Annotated in this window: 19 protein-coding genes and 3 pseudogenes; 11 read left to right on the top strand and 11 right to left on the bottom strand. The window is 64.4% G+C overall.

Translation table 11 applies throughout. The features are described from left to right. Window positions 1–21: 21 nt before the first annotated feature. The 6 genes and pseudogenes from ASE67_RS16515 to ASE67_RS18305 all read left to right on the top strand — a co-directional run bounded on the left by ASE67_RS16515 (window position 22) and on the right by ASE67_RS18305 (window position 4,320). On the top strand, window positions 22–1,005 hold the full coding sequence (locus ASE67_RS16515; protein ID WP_055763843.1) for an aldo/keto reductase: 984 nt from the start codon (window positions 22–24) through the stop codon (window positions 1,003–1,005). A 61-nt stretch (window positions 1,006–1,066) separates the two neighbouring features. Next, complete coding sequence (locus ASE67_RS16510) at window positions 1,067–2,146, top strand: fatty acid desaturase family protein (protein ID WP_055763841.1); 1,080 nt, start codon at window positions 1,067–1,069, stop codon at window positions 2,144–2,146. 76 nt (window positions 2,147–2,222) lie between these two features. Then, a complete protein-coding gene (locus ASE67_RS18310) occupies window positions 2,223–2,429 on the top strand; it encodes a hypothetical protein (protein ID WP_156348670.1) in 207 nt (68 codons plus the stop codon). Window positions 2,430–2,564: 135 nt separating this feature from the next. Further along, a pseudogene (locus ASE67_RS18865) lies at window positions 2,565–2,849 on the top strand (insulinase family protein); the annotation flags it as partial. Between the two features lie 34 nt (window positions 2,850–2,883). Then, a complete protein-coding gene (locus tag ASE67_RS18665; RefSeq protein ID WP_055763839.1) occupies window positions 2,884–3,423 on the top strand; it encodes a hypothetical protein in 540 nt (179 codons plus the stop codon). A gap of 240 nt (window positions 3,424–3,663) precedes the next feature. Next, window positions 3,664–4,320, top strand: coding sequence for a hypothetical protein (locus ASE67_RS18305; RefSeq protein WP_156348669.1), 657 nt, complete (start codon window positions 3,664–3,666; stop codon window positions 4,318–4,320). Between the two features lie 280 nt (window positions 4,321–4,600). On the opposite strand, the pseudogene ASE67_RS18860 reads toward ASE67_RS18305, so the two are convergent. From ASE67_RS18860 to ASE67_RS17880, 4 genes and pseudogenes are all read right to left on the bottom strand, one after another. Next, a pseudogene (locus ASE67_RS18860) lies at window positions 4,601–5,020 on the bottom strand (IS3 family transposase); the annotation flags it as partial. 79 nt (window positions 5,021–5,099) lie between these two features. Next, window positions 5,100–5,322: pseudogene (locus ASE67_RS18855) on the bottom strand (transposase); the annotation flags it as partial. 425 nt (window positions 5,323–5,747) lie between these two features. Continuing rightward, complete coding sequence (locus ASE67_RS18300) at window positions 5,748–6,125, bottom strand: hypothetical protein (protein ID WP_156348668.1); 378 nt, start codon at window positions 6,123–6,125, stop codon at window positions 5,748–5,750. Window positions 6,126–6,171: 46 nt separating this feature from the next. Continuing rightward, a complete protein-coding gene (locus ASE67_RS17880) occupies window positions 6,172–6,582 on the bottom strand; it encodes an AraC family ligand binding domain-containing protein (RefSeq protein ID WP_082457211.1) in 411 nt (136 codons plus the stop codon). A 433-nt stretch (window positions 6,583–7,015) separates the two neighbouring features. Here ASE67_RS17880 and ASE67_RS16495 point away from each other — a divergent pair, with 433 nt between their 5' ends. From ASE67_RS16495 to ASE67_RS16480, 4 genes are all read left to right on the top strand, one after another. Continuing rightward, window positions 7,016–7,813 carry a DUF2254 family protein gene (locus ASE67_RS16495; protein WP_268795380.1) on the top strand — a complete coding sequence of 266 codons (798 nt, stop codon included), beginning with the start codon at window positions 7,016–7,018 and terminating at the stop codon, window positions 7,811–7,813. A gap of 163 nt (window positions 7,814–7,976) precedes the next feature. Further along, window positions 7,977–8,351 carry a response regulator gene (locus ASE67_RS16490; RefSeq protein WP_235511967.1) on the top strand — a complete coding sequence of 125 codons (375 nt, stop codon included), beginning with the start codon at window positions 7,977–7,979 and terminating at the stop codon, window positions 8,349–8,351. A 223-nt stretch (window positions 8,352–8,574) separates the two neighbouring features. Continuing rightward, window positions 8,575–10,866, top strand: coding sequence for a PAS domain-containing sensor histidine kinase (locus ASE67_RS17875; RefSeq protein WP_082457209.1), 2,292 nt, complete (start codon window positions 8,575–8,577; stop codon window positions 10,864–10,866). A 49-nt stretch (window positions 10,867–10,915) separates the two neighbouring features. After that, window positions 10,916–11,293 carry a response regulator gene (locus ASE67_RS16480; RefSeq protein WP_235511966.1) on the top strand — a complete coding sequence of 126 codons (378 nt, stop codon included), beginning with the start codon at window positions 10,916–10,918 and terminating at the stop codon, window positions 11,291–11,293. Between the two features lie 880 nt (window positions 11,294–12,173). Here ASE67_RS16480 and ASE67_RS16475 read toward each other — a convergent pair. The 7 genes from ASE67_RS16475 to ASE67_RS17870 form a co-directional block, all read right to left on the bottom strand. Further along, the gene (locus ASE67_RS16475) at window positions 12,174–12,959 is read right to left on the bottom strand and encodes an SDR family NAD(P)-dependent oxidoreductase (RefSeq protein WP_055763831.1); all 786 of its coding nucleotides are present in this window, start codon (window positions 12,957–12,959) and stop codon (window positions 12,174–12,176) included. A gap of 14 nt (window positions 12,960–12,973) precedes the next feature. After that, window positions 12,974–14,155 (bottom strand): zinc-dependent alcohol dehydrogenase, encoded by a 1,182-nt coding sequence (locus tag ASE67_RS16470; RefSeq protein ID WP_055763828.1) that lies wholly within the window; start codon window positions 14,153–14,155, stop codon window positions 12,974–12,976. Beyond that, a complete protein-coding gene (locus ASE67_RS16465; protein WP_156347809.1) occupies window positions 14,152–14,667 on the bottom strand; it encodes an SRPBCC family protein in 516 nt (171 codons plus the stop codon). The genes ASE67_RS16470 and ASE67_RS16465 overlap by 4 nt, the downstream gene beginning before the upstream one ends. Window positions 14,668–14,852: 185 nt before the next feature. Beyond that, the gene (locus ASE67_RS16460) at window positions 14,853–15,428 is read right to left on the bottom strand and encodes a class I SAM-dependent methyltransferase (protein WP_055763824.1); all 576 of its coding nucleotides are present in this window, start codon (window positions 15,426–15,428) and stop codon (window positions 14,853–14,855) included. Then, window positions 15,425–16,075, bottom strand: a complete 651-nt coding sequence (locus ASE67_RS16455) for a PIG-L deacetylase family protein (protein WP_055763822.1) — start codon at window positions 16,073–16,075, stop codon at window positions 15,425–15,427. Before ASE67_RS16455 ends, ASE67_RS16460 begins: the two co-directional genes overlap by 4 nt. Next, window positions 16,075–17,049, bottom strand: a complete 975-nt coding sequence (locus ASE67_RS16450; RefSeq protein WP_055763820.1) for a hypothetical protein — start codon at window positions 17,047–17,049, stop codon at window positions 16,075–16,077. The genes ASE67_RS16455 and ASE67_RS16450 overlap by 1 nt, the downstream gene beginning before the upstream one ends. Beyond that, entirely contained in the window at window positions 17,046–18,059 is a 1,014-nt protein-coding gene (locus ASE67_RS17870) for a glycosyltransferase (RefSeq protein ID WP_082457208.1), read from the bottom strand. Before ASE67_RS17870 ends, ASE67_RS16450 begins: the two co-directional genes overlap by 4 nt. Window positions 18,060–18,377: 318 nt before the next feature. Here ASE67_RS17870 and ASE67_RS16440 point away from each other — a divergent pair, with 318 nt between their 5' ends. Then, complete coding sequence (locus ASE67_RS16440; protein ID WP_055763818.1) at window positions 18,378–20,465, top strand: catalase; 2,088 nt, start codon at window positions 18,378–18,380, stop codon at window positions 20,463–20,465. Window positions 20,466–20,578 lie beyond the last annotated feature (113 nt).

Genomic DNA, 20,578 nt, shown 5'->3' with positions numbered 1-20,578 from the left:
GCCCACCAGAGGAGACCACCCATGGACTATCGCACGTTCGGCCGCACCGGCCTGCAGCTGTCGCAGCTTGCGCTGGGCACCGGCAATTTCGGCACCCGCTGGGGCGATGGTGCCGAACCGGATACCGCACGCGCAATCCTCGACGCCTATGCCGATGCCGGCGGCAATTTCATCGACGGGGCCGACGCCTATCAATTCGGCGAGTCGGAAGAGATACTGGGAGAGGCGCTGGCCGGGCGGCGCGACGATTTCGTGCTGGCGACCAAGTTCACCAACGGCGCGGTGCCGCAGCCGGGGCCACTGGCCAAGGGAAACAGCCGCCGCACGATGACGACGGCGGTCGAGGCAAGCCTGAAGCGGCTGCGCACCGACCGGATCGACCTGTTGTGGGTCCACTGGCCCGACGACGTGACCCCGGTCGACGAGATCGTGCGCGGGCTGGACGACCTCGCCCGCGCCGGCAAGATCCTGTACGCCGGGCTGTCCAACTTTCCGGCATGGCGTCTCGTCCGGGCCGCGACGATCGCCGAGTTGACGCGCGCGGTGCCGATCGCGGCGGCGCAGTTCGAACACAGCCTCGTCCACCGCGAGGCGGAGGCGGACCTGTTCCCCGCCACCCGCGCACTGGGGATCGCCGCGACCACCTGGTCGCCGCTCGGCGGTGGCGTGTTGACCGGCAAGTATCGCAACGGCGAGACGGGCCGCGCCGAAGGATTTGGCGGACGCGTGTTCCAGCCCGAAAACAGCGACCGCCGCACCGCGACGATCGATGCGGTCCTCGCCATTGCCGCCGAACTGGATACCAGTCCCGACCGCGTGGCCCTTGCCTGGGCGATGACGCACGGCAGCGTGCCGATCGTCGGCCCGCGCACCATCGAACAGGCGCGCAGCAATCTCGGCGCGCTCGACCTGCGCCTGTCGGCCGATCAGCTCGAACGACTCGACCACGCCAGCGGCGGCGCGGCGGTGCGTGGGACAGGCCATGCGCCCCGACCCGTCGCCTGAGAACGGCGGCGGGTACGATCGGCCCCTTTCCCGGCGGATCAAAATCGCCGATGGACGACGGATGACCGAACAGATGCAGGATGGTGGCGATCGGCCGCGGCGCGTTATCGCGGATCAGGTGCCGGAAGACCGCGCGCTGCTGGCGGCGGCCGCCGCGATCGGGCGTGACCTCGCCCGGCCCGATCCGCGCATCTACTGGCTCGACATGGTGGTGACCGCCGTGATCGCCTATGGCGCGCTGGCTGCGATGCTGCTGTCGCCGCTCGGCCCGGTGACCATCGTCGCGGCACCGATCGCGATCCTCGCCTTTTACCGGGGGATCAGCTTCATCCACGAATTGTCGCACCTGAAACGCTCGGCGTTGCCGGGGTTCGCGACCGCGTGGAACCTGCTGTTCGGTATCCCGCTGCTGACGCCGGCGTTCCTGTACGACGACGTGCATGTCCTGCACCATGCGCGCACGAACTACGGAACCGAACGTGACCCGGAATATCTGCCGCTGGCATCGATGCGGCGGCACGAGCTGGTCTTTTTCCTGCTGGTTTCGATCCTCGCGCCGTTCGGCCTGCTGGTGCGCTTCGCCCTGCTCGCCCCGCTCAGCCTGTTCAGCCGGCCCCTGCGCCGATGGGTTATCCAGCGCGGATCGGCGCTGGCGATCAATCCGGCGTTTCGCCGCCGCATCCCGACCGATGCCGTGCGCCGCGCGATGATCGTTCAGGAAGTCGCCGCCAGCCTGTGGGCGATCGCGATCGTCGCGCTGACGCTCACCGGGACGATCCGCCTGGGCAACGTGCTGCTGTGCCTTGCCGCGGGATCGGCCGTGGCGCTCGTCAACCAGCTGCGCACCCTCGTCGCCCATCGCTGGGAAAATGACGGCGGCGAACCGCTGAGCCTGACCGGACAATTTCTCGATTCGATCAACGTGCCGCCGCCGGCACTGTTGCCGGCATTATGGGCACCGGTCGGGCTGCGCTATCACGCGCTGCATCACCTGTTGCCGTCGATCCCCTATCACGCGCTCGGCACCGCCCATCGGCGGCTGCGCGAACGGCTCGGCGAAACCGCCGCGCTTGCCGGAGTGGATCATCCCGGCCTGATCGCCCCGCTGCGCACCGTCTGGGGGGCGGTGCCGATCCGCTGACCCTCGTGCGGTGACGAACCACAGCATCGACCGGCGTCCGAGGGTCAGTGTCACCATCGGCCCAACCGATGACGCCATGATCCATCCCCTTTTGTTCAGCATGTCGGTCAGCGACTGGTCGACCGATCCCCGCTTCAAAAACGGAATTGGCGTGGCGGTTCGCCTGAACGTCAGGATGCCGGACTGTGCCGGAATCAGGAACAAGGTGCACCCCCGCCATGTGGTCTCCGGCTTTTTTCCCGATCGTCCTTGCCGCCGCGCCCGATACGGCAGCGCCGGATGAACAGACCTGGCGATTCGATGTGCCGCGACAGGCCGGGAACATGCAGTTGCTGGTCGTGAGCAACGGCAGCATCGCACAATCGGCCGTTCTCGCTATGCGACGCTTCCCGCCCTGCTGTCGCTGGCGGCACCGACGATGGCCCGCGACCTGGCAAGGATCGAGCCGGTCCCCGTCGTGACGCTGGCCCGGTCGATTGCGATCGGGTTCAAGACGTTCACCCTGCCAAACGGGCTGCGCGCCGGGGTTCGCATCGATCGCAGCGCCAAGACCGTTGGCGTGCAGGTCGACTATGTAGCCGGATCGACCGCCGAATCATCGGGGAGGACCGGGTTTTCGCATCTGTTCGAGCATCTGACGTCCAACGGGAGCGAGAATGCGCCCGAGAACCATTCGGTGCCGATGCTGAAACTGGGTGCGACGATCAACGGCGTGACGCAGTTTGACCGTATCGCCTTTGCCAACGACGTGCCTGGAACAGACGCTGTTCCTCGAAAGCGACCGGATGGGCTATCTGCTCCGCGCGATCAATCAGACCGAACTCGACGAGCAGCGCGGCGTCGTCCAAAACGAGAAGCGGATGCACGACGATCGGCCGCCGACGTCGGTGCCGACGCTGCCCGCGCGGGCGAACGAGACGGTGAACGACCGCGTATCGCAGCCCTATCTGTATCGAGCCTGGGCGGTAGCGCGGATCACAGCGTCCGACGCGGCAGCGCTGCAGGTCGCGGCGGTGGCGAGCCGTGCGCTGGACGCGGCGATCGTAAAGGCGGCACGCACACCGCGATCGCCCGGCTCGATCGAGCGTTACCTAGCCGGCGAGTTCACGCAGCGCATCACCGAAGCGGCGATGAACGGCGGCGGCATCGGTCAGGTCGTCAACGGAATGCGGATGGGGCAGGGGCCGGACTGGTATCGGTGGTGGCAGGCGGCGCTGGTTGCCGTTGCGCCTGGTGCCGCCGCGACCAAGTGGCGGGAGCGCCCCCCTATGCGCTGACCGTCCTGCCCGGCTCGCCACCATTCGCCGCGCCGGTCGTCGTACGCCCGCCGTAACCGGCGATCTAACGCCGCGCGGCGCCGGGGCTGCGGGCGTTTCACGACGCGTGCTGCGCCCCGATAAGGCGACGATGTTCGCCGTCAGCGACCTGCCGCTCGAACAGGCGCGTGCGATGCTGGAGACTGCGTTGGGGTCAAGGACCGCGCGGGGCCGTCCCCCGCCGCGCCGGTGCCCGTCATCATGCTGATCGACCGACCGGGATCGGATCAGACCGCGATCTTCGGCAGACAGAAGGTGGCCACGCTGTCGCCCGACACGCTGCTGGCGGCGGGGGTGGCGACCAGCGCGCTGGCGGGCGACGGCATGGGCCAGATCGCGCGCGCGCTGCGCGAGACGAAGGGATGGACATACAGCGTTGCCGGACAATTCGACGTGCAGGCGTTCTGCACCGGCTACCGACTGGTCAACCCGGTGCAGCAGTACGAGGCGGGTGCGTCGCTGGCACTGATGCGCGACTATCTGACCGGCTTTGTGATGCCGCAGGATGAGCTCGACCTTGCGGTGAACGGGCGCGTCCGCTCGCTTCCGGGTGAACTGGCGGCGTTGAAATCGATCCTCGACGCGATGTGCAGCAACGACCTGTATCGCCGCCCCCGGCGATTATGTCGCCCGACAGGTCACACGCTACCGTACGCTGACGCTCGAACTCACACGCAGCGCGCTCCACACTGCGATCGATCCGGCGAAGATGAGCTGGGTCGTGGTCGGCGACGCGGCCAAGGTGCGCGGCGCGCCCGACGCAATCCAGTTGCCGGTGTCGGTCGTCGCGGCAACGACCGCCAAACTGCGATTCTGCCGCGATCATCATTTTGTCACCAACGTTACTCAAGATCGTAAGGAAATTCCCGCCCGGCTCGTCTCCCCTATCATGAAGTGACGTCGCTGGGGTGGCCGGGGGAATGATCATGCATTCAGGCAGTTCGTTCTTTGCGTTTCTCACGGGAGCGGCGATGATGACGGTCGCTCCCGCCACCTTTGCGCGGCAACAGGCGCAGTCGGTTCCAACGTTCGACCTGTCGGCCCAGCCTGCCGATACCGTCATTCCCGCGCTGGCTCGGTAGGGTGGCATCCAGATCCTGGTCGACGGGGCGGTGGTGCGCGGCGTTCGGACGAGCGCGGTGGCCTCGTCGATGATGGTAAGGATGCGGATCTTGCGCCCGTCGCGGGTACGCCCCTCGATGAAGTCGTATGCCCATACATTGCCCAGATATTCCGGCTGCAGTCTGATGCACGAACCGTCGTTCAGCCACAGCCCCCCGCGGTTCGGCTGCTTCTGCGGGACCTTCAACCGTTCGCGCCGCCAAATCCGTTCCACCCACTTGTGGTTCACCGACCAGCCAGCGGCTATTCAACAACGCAGTCACCCGGCGCGATAGCCGTAGTGCCCGTACTGCCTGGCCAGCGCGACGATATCGTCGGTCAGCGCCTTTTCGTCATCCGCCCCGCACGGAAAGTTCCGCTATATTGATCGATGCTGCCCGAGCACGCGGCATACACCCGGCTTGCATATATCCAGCACCGCCCGAACCCGGTCGATGCCTTGCAGGGTTCAAAAGGTTCCCTTTGCATTCGGGCTATGATCCATCCCGCGGATAGATCATTCACGCCCTCATCCCGAAGGACCAACTTGTCCAGTGCCAAGTCCGAGATTGCGCGTCGCAGGCGGGCGTTCTTCTTCTCCGGATCATTCATTCGCCACGCCTGATCCGTCTTTAGGCCGCCACATTCCTTGCACCAGCGATATTAGGTCTGCTCGCTGACCGCGATTCGCCAGCAGGCCTCGGCGGTCGTCCCGTCCTGACTCAGCAGGATCTCAACCTCACGCAGCCTCCCAATAATTTCCTTAGGCTTGCGCTTCTTGGCTGGCTTTCGTCGTCCCTTCCTTGGTCCAGACTGTCATAGTCGGTGGACCACTCAGAAGGGTGCAGCGCAAGCGCGGTCGACGTGGACGAGCGAGTCCTGCCAATGCACGTCAGTGGGATGCTCAATCAGAAGTACATTTTGCGTACCCGTCAGCCATTCTCACGCGGCATCGGGCATGTTAGCCGGTTTGCGCCACCCGGTCCGTCCCGGGCGGTGAGGCGTAGGAACCTCAGGTCATTGCAGCCGGTCGACAACAGGTGTCGGCCGGGTGGCGGTCACGCATGTCCAGGGCTCGCCTAAAGGTGGCGGCGCCTTGTGCAATGCAGGGTTCCTAACACCCGGCTCCACGGGCCGGAGACCGCCTCCTGACGACAGGGGAGGTGGATATGGTTCCAGGATCTTCAACAACAGCCTCGATGCTTGCCACGGCCTTGCTGGCAGTGGTTCCCGGCAGTGGCGTTCCAGCATCCGGCATCGCCGACTTTCTGACGACCATCGGCGGCGATACCGAGATCAGGACCAGTGGGTCGATGCTCTCCGATCCGTCGCCACAGCTCTATCCACTGGCGCGCGATGGCAGCGAGATCATCGGCTATCGTTTCTTCGCCGAAAAACTGGCCGCCAACGGCTCCGCCACGGCCGAACGGGCAAAGGCAGCGTTTGCGCAGGAGTGTGCTGCCAAGGGCGGCCATATCGAGCCCGAGGGCGGCACGGTAGCGCGCGGCTTCCGGGAACGCGTGCTGGGTCGCAGGCTGCCGCCACGGGGCAGCTACAAGCATTTCTGGTCGGGAGTGTCGGCGGTGTGTGCCCGCAGCCCGTCCGAGGTCATGACGCCCAGGCTTCCAGCTCGAATGTGGTCGCCATGTCGATCCGATCCGCAAGCCCGCGAGCAAGTCGGTGGGCATAGGGATCGCGCAGGCAGACCGCAGCGGCCTCCGAGCCCGTCCCGCCGGATATGGCAAGGAAACGGCCCCGGCCCCTGTGAAACCGATCTTGATGTGTCGTGCCGGGTGGATTGTAGATCAGGACCGGCGTGTCGGACACTAGCGGCGCACCGACCGCCGACGACATATAACCACCTGCCAGTACCAGCACGAAATGTGCTTCGTCATGGCTGTGTCGGCGGACTTCCTCTTCTGGCGCGTTCGCGCTCAGCAGATGGAAACTGAAATTTGCGGTCTGCCGCCCCGCCGGGCCGCTACCCCAGAAATCTGTTCTGCCCCGTCTGATGACCATTCAAAGGGTGTGCATCATCTATGATTGTCGCGCTATCCAAGATACCCGGCACGTCCCTCCCGCGCGCGACGGGAAATCGAGAAGCTTTTCGCGTTCCTGAAATTAGACTCCGTACGCGACACCCGCGAATGGCAGCTGTCGGCTGAACCCGCGGGGCGGCGAGGCCGCCGTGGATGGCAGATCTGTCCCACTTCACGTCGTTCCGCGCCAGCCTCCGCGGCCCCTCGGGGGCGCAATCAATTCACATGGACGAACGAGCGAAGTTGGGAACCGCAACATGGCCGCTGAATGGCGGAAAGTCGGTCTCGGCCGCCGTCCCGGAACGCCGTTGTCCGACCCCGCCGCACCTTCCCACCACATGTACCCAATTAAGAATGGTTAAGTTTACCCCCTAACGATTGAGCAGTCGTTCGAATCTATCGAGCGGGCATCCTTGTTCACCCTCCTGCGCTGGGTCGCGCATCTCGCCGCCTTTGGGCGCATGTCGGACGTGATCGACCGGGTGGAGGACGCGGCATGTTCCGCGATGCGCACCTTCGCCAAGGACCCTCACAGCGGGGAACGACCGCCGGTGCCGCTTCCCGCCGGTGCGCGGCCGGTGCTGCCGGACGGAATTGGATACGTGACGTACATCGATTTCGATCGCCTCGTCGCACAGGCCCGGCAGCGCGACATCACCGTGCACGTCGCGGCGATCCCCGGCACGATGGTGCACAAGGGTCGGCCGCTGTTCCACGTCGTGGGTGGCGATGACCTTGAACGGGACAGCGATCTTGTAAAAGCCTTCACGATCGAGCGGCATCGCGATTTCGACCATGACCCCCGGCTCGGCCTGATCGCGCTGGGCGAGATCGCGGGGCGGGCGCTCGCCCCTGCCACCAACGATCCCGGCACAGCGGTGGAGGTGTTGAACGCCCTCTTTCGCACCCTGACCCAACTGCCCGCGCATGGCGCGGTGCCGGACGGTGATCTGCCGCCCATTCATATGGTGCGCCCCTCCATTGAGGAAATGGTTCGCGCCGGCTTCGCGCCGATCGTCCGGGAGGGTGCCGGTGAGGAGGAAGTGGCGATACGCGCGTTCAAGATATTGTTCGCGCTAGGGGAAACGCTGCCCCACGCCGGGGAGGTCACACGAGCGCTCACCGATGAATTGGCGGAGAATGTCGCGCGGGTGATGCTCGATACAGCGGCCGCGGCCAAGACGTTGGCCGTTCGTGGAGATAACTTTTAGCGGTCGTGCCGAAATATTATCCCGAAGGGAACGCCAAGACCGTCCCGCGCGCCGTTCGTTTGCGGGAAAGCGACGGTATTTAAAGGTTGGAGCATAAGAACCAAAACCCGGCCAGACCCGTTCATCCGGGATGACCATCTCAACAGAGCCCTACGCCCTGATCGTGGATGACGACCCGATCATCCTTATGGACCTTGATGGCATCCTCGCAGACGCAGGGTTCCGTTGTTACGAGGCCGATAACGGCGATGCCGCGATCGTGATGCTGCCCGAGTATGCGGCGAACATCACGCTACTGTTTTCCGATGTCGAAATGCCGGGCGATGCGAACGGCTTCGCACTTGCCCGTCATGTCGCGAAAAACTACCCGTGGATTGAAATCGTAATCGCGAGCGGTCGGATCAAGCCGGAGGGCGGAGATATGCCCGATCGCGCTACGTTTCTGAGCAAACCGTTCAGTGCGCAGATGGTGCATAACCACCTCCGCAATACGCTACCTGACGGGAAAAAGCCCGAGCCGCTTAAGCACAAGGTTTAAGCGGGCAATCGATGCTTCCGGTACCGTGAACGTTTACGGATGCTGGCTCATATGACCGGACACGCCCGCCTGAGCATTTCACATTTCGTTTTCATTCCACTACATCGAAGGTCCAGCCTGCCGGGGGCAGGGTTTGTCGAACATCGAAGTCGAGGAAGCGGCGGCTGGAATGGCCATGGGAGCAGATACTGATGCGGCCGGGAGCGTTCGCGACGCGGCACGCATGATCGACCTGATTGCTGCTTTCGATTGGAAGGCGACGCCGTTGGGTGCGAGAGCGGCCTGGCCGGCGACGCTCCGCATCACTGTCGACACGATGCTTGCTTCACTGCACCCCATGTGTGTGATCTGGGGACCGGAGCGCATCCTCCTCTACAATGACGGCTACGCGCCGATCCTAGGCGGGCGCCATCCTGACGCATTAGGGCGTCCCACGGCCGGTGTATGGCCCGAACTGTGGAGCGATCTCGGACCGCTGATCGATCGCGTGTTTGCCGGCGAGAGCGTGGCCTTCCGCAATCAGCCGTTTGCGATGACGCGCAACGGTTACATCGAAGACACGTGGTACGACTTCGCTTACTCGCCCGTGCGGGACGAAGCTGGCGAGATAGCAGGCCTGCTGAACGTCACCTCGGATTCAACGTCGCGGGTAATGGCAAAGCGCGACCGTGACGCTGCGACCGTGAAGCTGTCAGACAATGAGGCCAAGTGGCGAGGCTTGTTTGAAACGCTGGAAGAGGGCTTCATCCTCGGCGAAGTCGTGCGCGACGAGGGCGGTCGCATCATCGACTGGCGCTACGATGAGGTGAATAACGCCTGGTATGATCTGGTGGACGTCGAGCGCGGCTGTGCGATCGGGCGGACCATTCGCGAGGTGTTCCCCGGTATCGAGGACGAATGGGTGATGGAGTTCGCCCGTGTCGTCGAGACGGGCAAGGCTGTTCGATTCACCCGGCAGGTGGGCAACCTTCAGCGCTGGTATGACGGTGTGTGCCAACCGGCGGGCGGTGATCGGTTCACCGTTCTTTTCCTGGAGGTAACCGACCGCATCAAATCGGACGAACGACGCGAGGCGTTGGCCGAGCTCGGGCGCGCCTTGACGGCACTGACTGATACGGATGCGATGGCGCGGGCATCAATGGCGATCATCGGGCGAACCCTCGATGTATGTCGTGTCGGTTACGGAACGATTGCGGGCGACGGTGAGACGCTGGCCGTTGCCGAGGATTGGACAGCGAAGGGCTATGACAGCCTTGCCGGGTCGCACTGCCTCAAGGATTTCGGCGGCTACGCAGACGACCTTCGCGAAGGCCGCACCGTTGTCATTCCCGATGTGCGCCTTGATCCGCGCACGTCCGCTAATCCAGCACCGCTTGAAAGCGTGGCGGTGCGGAGTCTGGTCAACCGCCCGATGGTTGAAAAAGGTCGGACGGTCGCGGTCCTCTACGTCAACGACGACGAGCCGCGAGAATGGACTCCGGAAGAGCTGGCGTTCATCGCCGATGCCGGTAACCGCACGCGCACCGCCCTTGAACGACGCAGGGCCGAGGAGCAGGCGAAGGAAACCGCCAGCTTCCTGCAAAGCGTGCTGGCCGCATCGACTGATTGCATCAAGGTGCTCGAACTCGACGGCACCCTGTCCTTCATGAGCGAGGGGGGCATGAAGGTGATGGAAATCAGCGACTTCAACGCCGTGCGGGGCTGCCCATGGCCGAGTTTCCTGCGGGAGGATGGCTCGCAATATGCTAAAGATGCCATCGAGGCGGCGAAGCGAGGGGAAACGACCCATTTCGAGGTGCCCGCCGATACCTATCTGGGGACCGCCAAATATTGGTCGGTGTCGGTATCGCCGATTCCCGGCCCGGATGGCGAGGTTGCCCGCATCCTCTCGGTGTCGCGTGACCACACCGAACTACACAAGGGGCAAGAGCAGCAGCGGCTGCTCAACGAAGAGCTGGCGCATCGCATCAAGAACACCATGAGCGTCGTGCAGGCGATTGCACACCAGACGCTGAACAAGGTTGGGGACCAAGAGGCGGTTAGCTCGTTCGGCAAGCGATTGGCCGCGCTTGCCTCGGCGCATGATGTGCTGACCAGGGACCAATGGTCTACCGCGCGGTTGGGTGACGTTGCCAAGGGAGCGTTGGCGACCTTCGGCGAGGATCGGTTCCTGCTGTCCGGTTCTGACGTGACGATCGGGCCGCGGGCAACGCTGTCGCTGACCCTCATGCTGCATGAGCTGGCGACAAACGCCGCCAAATACGGGGCGCTGACAGTGCCCGGCGGCAAGGTGTCGGTGACCTGGGCTGTTCGCCGCAACGGCGACGAGGACATGCTTGATCTGAGCTGGACGGAGCGTGGCGGACCGCCAGCGACAGAGCCAACCCGCAAGGGTTTCGGATCGCGGCTTATTCGTATGGGTCTGAACGGCTCCGGGGGCGTTACGCTTCGGTATGAGCCAGAGGGCCTTACGGTGGAGGCCACTGCACCATTGTATCAGGGTCAAGAGGCGTAGCGCGTAAGTACATCACATGGGACAGTCTCAACCCCTTACACGATGGCCGGTGCTCGTAGTCGAGGACGAGCCGATCTTGCGGCTCGACGCGATCAGCATGATCGAGAACGCCGGCTTCGAAGCAGTTGAAGCCTTGAGCAGCGCCGACGCCATCCGGTTGCTCGAGGAGCGCCTCGACATTCGTCTGGTCTACATGGACCTCGACATGCCGCGCAGCCGCAAGGGCATCGAGATCGCAGCCGCAATCCGTAAGCGCTGGCCTCCGATCGAGATCATCCTGACCGCCGCCTATCTCACGCGAGAAAGTGTTCAGCTTCCTGACCGGGCCGAGTTCTTTCCCAAGCCAGTCGATCGCGACGAGATCGTGGGTGCGATGCGTCGTTTGATGGAACACCAGAGTCCGGCAGCAGGTGCCGAACCTGCTTAAATCACAAATTGTCGTAAACAATTTTGAAATTGGAGCAGTGTTGGCTGTCCCAAACAATGACCATAAACTCGATGCGTAGACCGCTAGCCGTCGAATGGTGGCGATATGATCGGCAAACCCTACGTGCGAAGGCAAAGCCGCTAACTAGCCTGCTGATGCAGGAACTTGTCGGCACCTATGACGATGGCGGCAGGACGGTCATGTTGACCTCGGAGGGCGGCATTGAAGGGCGGCATCCTGACATATCGGCGTGACTGTTGGTTGCTCCTCGTCGCTTCAGATCATACGCTGCGGCCCTTTTCAGCTACACACCCGACGACCTACGCTATTTCACACCGCTTCGCGATACTGCAGGCTGAGTGACTCGGTTCGAGTTTCGCGCTAGCGGCGAGGGGCAGGGGAAGCGCACCCCGGCCGCTTCGGATCCTGATCTTGTTCGCGGTGTAAGCAGTCCGCAACACGATCAAGACGACCCGCCCGCCGCAGCGTACGGTCGACGAACCGTTCGCCTTCCGATCCAATTTGAACTGCGAACGCATCGATCCCAGCTGGCACCATCAGATGACACGCGCCGGTCGTGATAAGCTGGACCTGCCGCGACAGGCGGTTGTCGTCGATCAAGAAGTAGTGTGCCTGTCCGATGGCGTTCCTTTTTGCAGCAACGCAGTGTCGACTGCTTCGACGGGGACCATCGCTCCGGGACCGATCAACAGCGTCGAGCCGTCGAACTCGTCGCGGAAGTCAGCAGGGAGCATAGCTGCTATCCGGGTCAATGCGCCCCCGCCTTGTGAGCTTTTTAAAAGGTCCTGATCCCAAGTGCGTGCGTTGCCATTCCAATCAGCCGGGTGCGACGCCAAAGCTCTCACATGCGCTAACCGGGTTACTGTTTGTCGGAACCCGGCTCCGCCATTTTCCGATGCCGTTCGGCAAGCACCGATCCGGGTACGACGTTGGCGAGCACGCCTTGGATCTTGGTAGTCCAGCCTGAGAAGACGGACGGTTTCCCGCGCATCATCGCTTTCCAGCCATCGCTCGCCACGTCTTCGGCGGAACGCTTGTTCGGATCGCTGCCGACCTGCGTGTCGAGCAGGTCGCCCCGCGCAAAGAATTCGGTATCGACCGGGCCCGGCATGAGCGTGCTGATCGTGACCCCGTCCGCTTCCTTGAGTTCGTTGCGGAGCGCCTCGGTAAAACTGTCGATGAACGCCTTGGTGCCGTTATAGACGGCCTGGAACGCGCCAGGAATGTAGCCCGCGACCGAGCCCACGACGAGTATCTTGCCGTCGTTGCGCGCAACCATGTCAGGCAGCGCGCGCTGTAGCAGGTAGATCGTGCCGGTGATGTTGGTCTCCACCACGTGTCGCCAGTCCTCGACCTTCTGGTCGAGGAAGCCATGGCCGAGCCCGCGGCCTGCGTTGGCGCACAACACGTCGACGCGGCGGCCGTTTGTGGCGGCCAATACCGTGTTGACGCCTTCGATCGTGGCCAAGTCCGCCTGGATCGCCTGCACGCTGGTGCCGAACTGCTGAAAATCGCGCGCGGCGTCGTGGATCAGCGGCTCGTCCGCGACGACGAGAATGTCGTAGCCGTCCTTTGCGGCGAGCGTCGCGAGTTCGAATCCAATGCCGGTCGATGCACCGGTGATGATGGCAAACCTGTCAGCCATGGCGTCTCTCCTGTTCAGCCGTTCAGGCCGGGCTTCAACACGATCTTGGTGTAGTCGTTCTGTTCGTCATGGAACTTCTGATAGCCGAGCGGGGCATCTTCGAGGTCCATGCGGTGCGAAATCAGGAAGATCGTGTCGATCTTCTCCTCGAGGATCGCCTGCAGCAGGCCGGGCAGGTAATGCTGGACGTGGGTCTGTCCGGTCCTGAGCGTCAGGCCCTTCTCCATGAACGCGCCGAGCGGCCATTTGTCGACGAACCCACCATAGACGGCGGGCATCGAGACGCGCCCGCCCTTGCGACATGCGATGATCGCCTGGCGGTTGGCATGGGCGCGGTCGGTGCCGAGGAAGGTCGACACCTTCAACTGGTCGATAACGTTGTCGACATACAGGCCGTGCGATTCCAGACCGACCGAATCGATCACCGCATCGGGACCGATCCCACCGGTCATCAGCATCAACGCGTCGTATATATCCGTCTGCTCAAAGTTCAGCGTCTCGGCACCAAATCGGCGCGCCAGTTCCAGTCGGCGTGGAAAGTGATCGATCGCGATCACGCGCTCGGCTCCCATGAGGAACGCAGATTGTACGGCGAACAGCCCGACGGGACCGCAACCCCAGACAGCTACCGTGTCGCCGGGCTCGATGTCGGCATTCTCCGCTGCCATCCAACCGGTCGGCAGGATGTCGGACAGAAACAGCACCTTGTCGTCCTCGATACCATCGGGGATGACGATCGGGCCGACGTCGCTGAAGGGGACACGGACATATTCCGCCTGGCCGCCCGCATAGCCACCAGTCATGTGGCTATAGCCGAACAGGCCGGCCATCGGGTGGCCGTAGAGCTCCTGCGCAATGTCCTGATTGTCGGCCGGCAGCCCGTTGTCGCACGCGGAATACTGGTGCTTGCCGCAATGGTAGCAGGAGCCGCACGCGATGGTGAACGGTACGACGACCCGTTGCCCCTTCTTCAACGTGGACTTCGCACCGACCTCGACCACTTCCCCCATGAACTCATGGCCCAGGATGTCGCCCGCCTTCATCGTCGGGATGTAGCCGTCATAGAGGTGCAGGTCGGATCCGCAGATCGCGGTCGACGTCACCTTGATGATGCAGTCGCGGGGGTTGACGATGCCGGGATCGTCGACGGTATCGACCCGCACGTCATGCTTGCCGTGCCACGCCAATGCTCTCACAATCCCATCTCCTCGAACTGCTTGCGGTTCATCGCGGGGGTCGCAATCTCGCCCGCTTCCATCAACTGCTTGAAACGGCGCAGGTCGCGACGCGCCTGGATCGCGGGTTCGCGTTGGAACATCTTGGCGATTAGTTTTCCGACCACGCCGGCGGGCGGATCGTAGAGAATGGTGGCAGTAACGATGGTGCCGCGCGCGCCGGCATCGCGGAACTCCACCCTCCCTGAGTTCGGCACGTCGGCGCCTTCCTCGCTCGCCCAGGCGATGAGCGCATTCGGCTCATCCGCAGTCAGGCGCGCGGTCCATTCGACCGTCGTGCCGCCGGGCGCCTTCACTTCCCAATGGGAAGTCGTGTCGTCGGACACGCGCACACGGACGACATTCTCCATGAACGAGGGCAGGTTCGAAAAATCGCGGAAATAGGCGTATATCTCCGCCACCGGCCGGTTGATCGTGACGGCGCGGGCGAGCGCGCTGCTCCCGACGGCGTCGGGAATGGTCGCCCTGGTCATCGCGTCGGCGTTCTTCTTTGCGGCCACTACAGGCCCATCGTCGCGGCTATCGGTCACACCGGCCTCCGTGTTGAACGAGTTCGACCAAGCGCGCGGGCTTTGCGATCGTTCCGAGGGGGCGGCGATTGCTGATCTATATCAATATGTTAGTTGTTGCCGGTCCATTCTTCGGCTGCCCTCGGCAACTATAGCTGACGGCACGCCAGCACGATCCAGCGGCCGGTTCGGCGGACCACCCGGACCTGCCAGCGCCGTTTCGTCGCGCGCAGAAAGGCGCGCTGCACCTGCCCGGCGTGCTGCGCAAAATCCGGATAGTCGACCCGGTGATGCGCAAGAACCAGCATGGCCCCGGGACGCAGCGCGCCGGCAAGGACGCGGGCGGTACGCGCCATGTCGTTGGCACTCAGATAGTAGAGCATTTCCGCCACGACCGCGACGTCGTAGCCTTTCCGTGGCAAGCGATTGGGAACGACCAGCTTGATGGCACGGGCCCGGTTTCTACCGGACAGGGCATTGCCGACCAGCATGGTGCCGCTGTCCGTCGCCTCGGTCGCATCGAGGCGCAGCGCACGGGGCGCGATCGCCACCGAGTTCGACCCGTTGCCGGCTGCAATCTCCAACACGCGCCCGCACGGCCCCGGTCCCATGGCGTGCAAGATGGCACGACGCTTCACCGCCTCATCCCGGTTGGAGAAGGTCGACCATGGGTCGGCATCGCCAGCAAACCGGCGGTCGAACTCGGCCAGCGTGATCGGCTTCATCGCGGCAACTCGACGAACATTTCGCGCGGGCGGGTGAAGGCCGCGATCTGCTGCCGGGTCATCGCAAAGCCATCGGGATCGTCGGTGATCTGTCCCGTCTGCGTACGATAGCCGCGCACCGCATGGCGCTTGGCCAACCGCTCCTGCGCTGTCAGCGACAATTTTCTCGCCCCAATAGGGCGCTGTCCGGTGGGCCAGACTGGATAGGCGATCTTGCGCAGTCCGGGACGGCGCAGGGCCGCCACGCAAGCGGCGACCGTGCGATGATCCGGGTGATCGTCCCCCTCAAACGGAACCGCTATCAGCGTCATATGGACGTGGCCGATCGCACGCGAAAGCCCCCGCCGCGCGGCGGCTGCGCGGGTATGCAGGTTCCCGTCCGGCAGGCCGAGAAACGCCACCGCAGCCGCCGCCACCCCAATCCGGTGCAGCGCGCGCCGGCTCTCGCACCGCCGTTCTGCGACCAGCCTTCCGCGTGGCCACCGCAGGCTGGACGGGTGCGACGCCGCGCCATCGGTCACCACAACCACCCGTACCGCTACGCCGCGGCGTCGCAGCCGGCGGATCAGCGTATAGGCACCGATCACTTCGTCATCGGAGTGCGGCGCGACGACCAGCAGGCGCTTCGGGGACCCCACACGCAACATCACAGGCGGACGTTCAGCAACCCGCCCGCCACCGCTGCGCCCACGCGCATGCGCTGCGCATCGGGCGCGGGCTGCCGCAGGTACATGGACAGATCGGTGATCGCGGCGGCCAGCGGGTGCGCGTCGAACAACGATGCGACGCCCACCGCCTGTTGCGCGAGTTCGATCGCCCGCCCCCCGGCGGCATAGACCGCGACCCGTGCCGCCGCGACCAGCGGCAGGCGGGCGTCGTCGTTCGCGAACCAACCGGCCGCTGCCGTGCGGACCGCGCCGGCAGCGGTTTCGACAAGGCAATATAATTCCGCGAGGCGACCCGCCTGATGCGGATCGTCGGCGCGCCCGGCCGCGACGAGGTGCGCGGTGGTGTGGTTCAGCACCGCTGCGATCCCGCCGGCCTGCACCGCGGCAAACCGCAGCGCGCCACCGCTGAACCACGGTTCGCGCACATAATCCCCGGGCACGCCGATCAGGTCGTCGGCCGCAATCGGCGCGTCCCGCCACCGCACGACATGGCTGTCCGATCGCTGCATCCCGGCCACCTGCCAGACCGATCGGTCGATCGCCGGCGGGGTGCGGGCCAGATCGAGCAGCAGCAACTGACGCCCGCCCGGCACATCGACGCCGACCAGCGCGTGGCTGAGCAGCCCGGCACCGCTCGCAAAGCTCTTGCCGCCGTGCAGGCGCAGGTCGCTAAGGCGAAGCGGTTCGCCGGTCAGGTCGGCATTCCACACTCCGAATGCCGCACCATGCGCCACCGCCGCGACGACCCGTGCGGCCTGATCCGCCGCCCCGTAGCGCAGTACGATCTGGATCGCATCGACATGCCCCTCGAACAGCCGGCCGAGCGGCAAGTCGCTCCGCCCGGTTTCATACAGCAGCCGCAGCAGCCGCAGCAGCGCATCGTGATCAGCCGGATCGCCGAGCGCAGGCAACAGAGTCGATCGCGCCGCGATGGCGCGCCGCAGGTCGGTCATGCCGCACGCCGCGCGGCAGACAGGGCGGATAATGCCGCTTCTGCAACGGTCAGGTCGACCTGCCGCATCCCGGCCGGCGGCACCGGAACGATCCGCATCGCAAAGGCTTCGGCATTCGGACAATCGCGCGCGACACCGATCACATGGTCGGTCGTCAGCCCGATCGTTGCCGCGAACGGCCCCAGGTTGCCGGCGGCAAAGGCGCTGCGCGCGGCGGCGTGGCGGTGATATTGCCAAGCCATGTCAGCGGGATGGGCGACTTCGACGGCCGTGCCCGTCCGATCGAGGGCTCTAAGGCTTCCAGCCAGCCCGTCTGTGACCCGTCCCGACCGACGATCGGAGGTATGGACGATCCCGGCCGCGTCGCGCCGCACCCGCATTCCCGCCCGCGCGGCATCGTCGACCAGGCGCGCGTCCTCCCCGGCCGGCAGCGGACGAAAGCCGCCGAGCCGGGCATATTCGTCCACCGACAGCGCAAGATTGGCCCCGCTGGTAAACGGATGGGTCGCCGCGGCTTCCCAAGCCACCGGATCGACCATCCGCCGCATGGCGTGCAGCCGGTCGTAATACGCCTCGATCCGGTCCTGCAGCGCGTGCGGCCGGATGACGGTCCGCACGACCTTGCCCGCCACGACCTCGGCATTGCGGCAACCGGCGACCATTGCCTGCACCCATTGCGGGTCGGGCACGCTGTCGGCATCGGTGCTGAGCAGCAGTCCCGCCCCGTCCAGTGCGACCATGCCTAGCAGCATCGCGGCGTGGCGCGCGCGCCCGGCATTCGCGTCGGATTGCTCCATCCGCTCGATCGCCACCGGCACCGAAGCGCGACGGGCATGGTCGTGCGCCACCGCGGCGCTCGTGTCGTGACAGCTGTCGAGCAGCAGGCACAACCGCAGGTCGACGTCCGTTCGGTCGAGGCGCTCCATCGCGGCAAACAGCTCGGGCAGCGACGACGCCTCGTTCCGGGCGGGCACGCAGATCGCGATGCGCGTCGGGCTGGCCTGTGACATCAACGCGATCCTCTATGCATCGCGCAATACTAGTCGGATCGATGGGCAGCGCCATTGATGCAGATCAATTAAATGTCCCGCAGCAGAAAGACAGGAAGATATTCTACCAATATTAATCGGGATCTGTGGCAAACAAATTAATCGTATACCTACGTGCCGTGTTCGCAAATCGGATGTTTCAGGACATTGACAGAACGATTATTTTCAATTTCGATTGGTAATATCTTCAATTTGCTGGAAAATCGTGTTGATCCAGATCATGTCCGTACCCGAAGTCTGATCGGAGACGTTCGCTCCTTCGAATCTCTAGGAGTTACCATGACTAAACCCTTCGCACGCAACGCCGGCAATGGCGGCGAGACGCATCAGGTGACCGACACCGATCATCCGGTGCTGACCACTAACCACGGCACGCCGATCAGCGACAACCAGAACCAACTAAAGGCTGGTGCGCGCGGGCCCGTGCTGATTGAGGACGAAGTCTTCCGCGAGAAGATGAACCATTTCGACCATGAGCGCATCCCGGAGCGGATCGTCCATGCGCGCGGCAGCGCGGCGCACGGCTATTTCGAATGCACCGATAGCCTAGCCGACATCACCGTCGCCGACCTGTTCCAGAAAAAGGGACAGCGGACTGAGGTGTTCACCCGCTTCTCGACGGTCGCCGGCGGCTCGGGATCGGTCGATACCCCGCGCGACGTGCGCGGCTTCGCCGTCAAATTCTACACCCGCGAGGGCAATTGGGATTTGGTCGGTAACAATATCCCGGTCTTCTTCATCCAGGACGCGATCAAGTTCCCCGACCTGATCCACGCTGCCAAGATGGAGGCCGATCGCGGCTATCCGCAGGCGGCGACTGCGCACGATACCTTCTGGGACTTCATCTCGTTGATGCCGGAATCGACGCACATGGTGATGTGGGCGATGTCGGACCGCACCCTGCCGCGCACCTTCGCCAACATGGAGGGGTTCGGGGTCCATACCTTCCGCTTCATCAATGCCGAGGGCAAGTCGACCTTCGTCAAGTTCCACTGGAAGCCCAAGGCGGGCCTTGCCTCGACCGTCTGGGACGAGACGGTGAAGATCGCCGGTGCCGACCCCGATTTTCAGCGCCGCGACCTGTTCGAACGGATCGACCGCGGCGATTTCCCGGAATGGGAACTGGGCGTGCAGCTGTTCGACGAGGATTTCGCGAACTCGTTGCCGTACGACGTGCTCGACGCGACCAAGATCATCCCGGAGGAAGTGTTGCCGGTGCGCATCGTCGGGCGGATGGTGCTCGACCGCTACCCAGACAATTTCTTCGCCGAAACCGAACAGGCGGCCTTCGTGCCAAGCCATGTCGTACCCGGCATCGGTTTCTCGAACGACCCGCTGCTGCAGGGCCGGCTGTTCAGCTATACCGACACCCAGCTGTCGCGTCTCGGCTCGGTCAATTTCCACCAGCTGCCGATCAACGCGGCGAAGGGCCGCGCCGAAGCCGCCGGGTGTCCATTCCTGAACCAACAGCGCGACGGCCACATGCAAATGGCAGTACCCAAGGGCCGCGCCAATTACGAGCCCAACAGCTTGGCAAAGGTTGGCGAAGAGGCTGGCGCGCGCGAGGATCCGGACAAGGGCTACAAGACCTACCCCTCGGAGGAGCAGGGCCAGAAGCTGCGCATCCGCCCGGAAAGCTTCGCCGACCATTACAGCCAGGCACGGCTGTTCTTCCGTTCGATGGACCCGGCGGAACAGGCGCATATCGCCTCGGCTTTGGTGTTCGAGCTGTCGAAGGTCAGCCTCGAGCATATCCGCATCGCGATGCTCGCCAATCTGCGCAACGTCGACGAGGAGCTCGCCACCCGCGTCGCCGACGGCCTTGCCATGGACTTGCCCGACGCGTCGCCGACCGCCGCGCCGGTGCAGGACATGGACGTGTCGCCCGCGCTGCGCATCATCCGGGGACCGCGCGAACTGCACACGCTGGAGGGGCGCAATGTCGGCATTCTGATCGCCGATGGCAGCGATGCGGGTGACCTCAAGTCGCTAAAGGACGCGATCAAGGCGGCGGGCGGCAATGCGATGACCATCGCGCCCAAGGTCGGCAAGGTCCCGCTGTCCGACGGATCGACAATCGCCGCCGATGCGCAGCTGTTCGGCCAGCCCTCGGTCACGGTCGATGCCTGCGTGGTACTCTTGTCTGCGGACGCCGCCAAGAAGCTCACCAGGGAAGGCGCCGCCGTCCAGTGGGTGATGGACGCGTTCGGGCACCTGAAGGCGATCGGCCACAATGCAGAGGCCAAGCCGCTGCTCGACAAGGCCGGCGTCGAGGCGGATGAGGGCGTCACCGACCTCACCAGCTTCGTCGAGGCCGCCAAGCAGCGCTACTGGGACCGCGAACCCAACGTTCGTACGCTGGCGTAATGCCTAGGGCGGTTGCCTGAGTGGACACAAGCAGGCAGCCGTGGCCTCGGCTGGGAGGACTGGGGCTCCGCGTTCAGCGCCACGAAAGTGCTGGACGCGAAAGGTCGTGAAGG

The organism is Sphingomonas sp. Leaf23 (assembly GCF_001421585.1).
Taxonomy (GTDB): Bacteria; Pseudomonadota; Alphaproteobacteria; order Sphingomonadales; family Sphingomonadaceae; genus Sphingomonas.
This window is presented reverse-complemented; position numbering and strand designations above follow the sequence as displayed.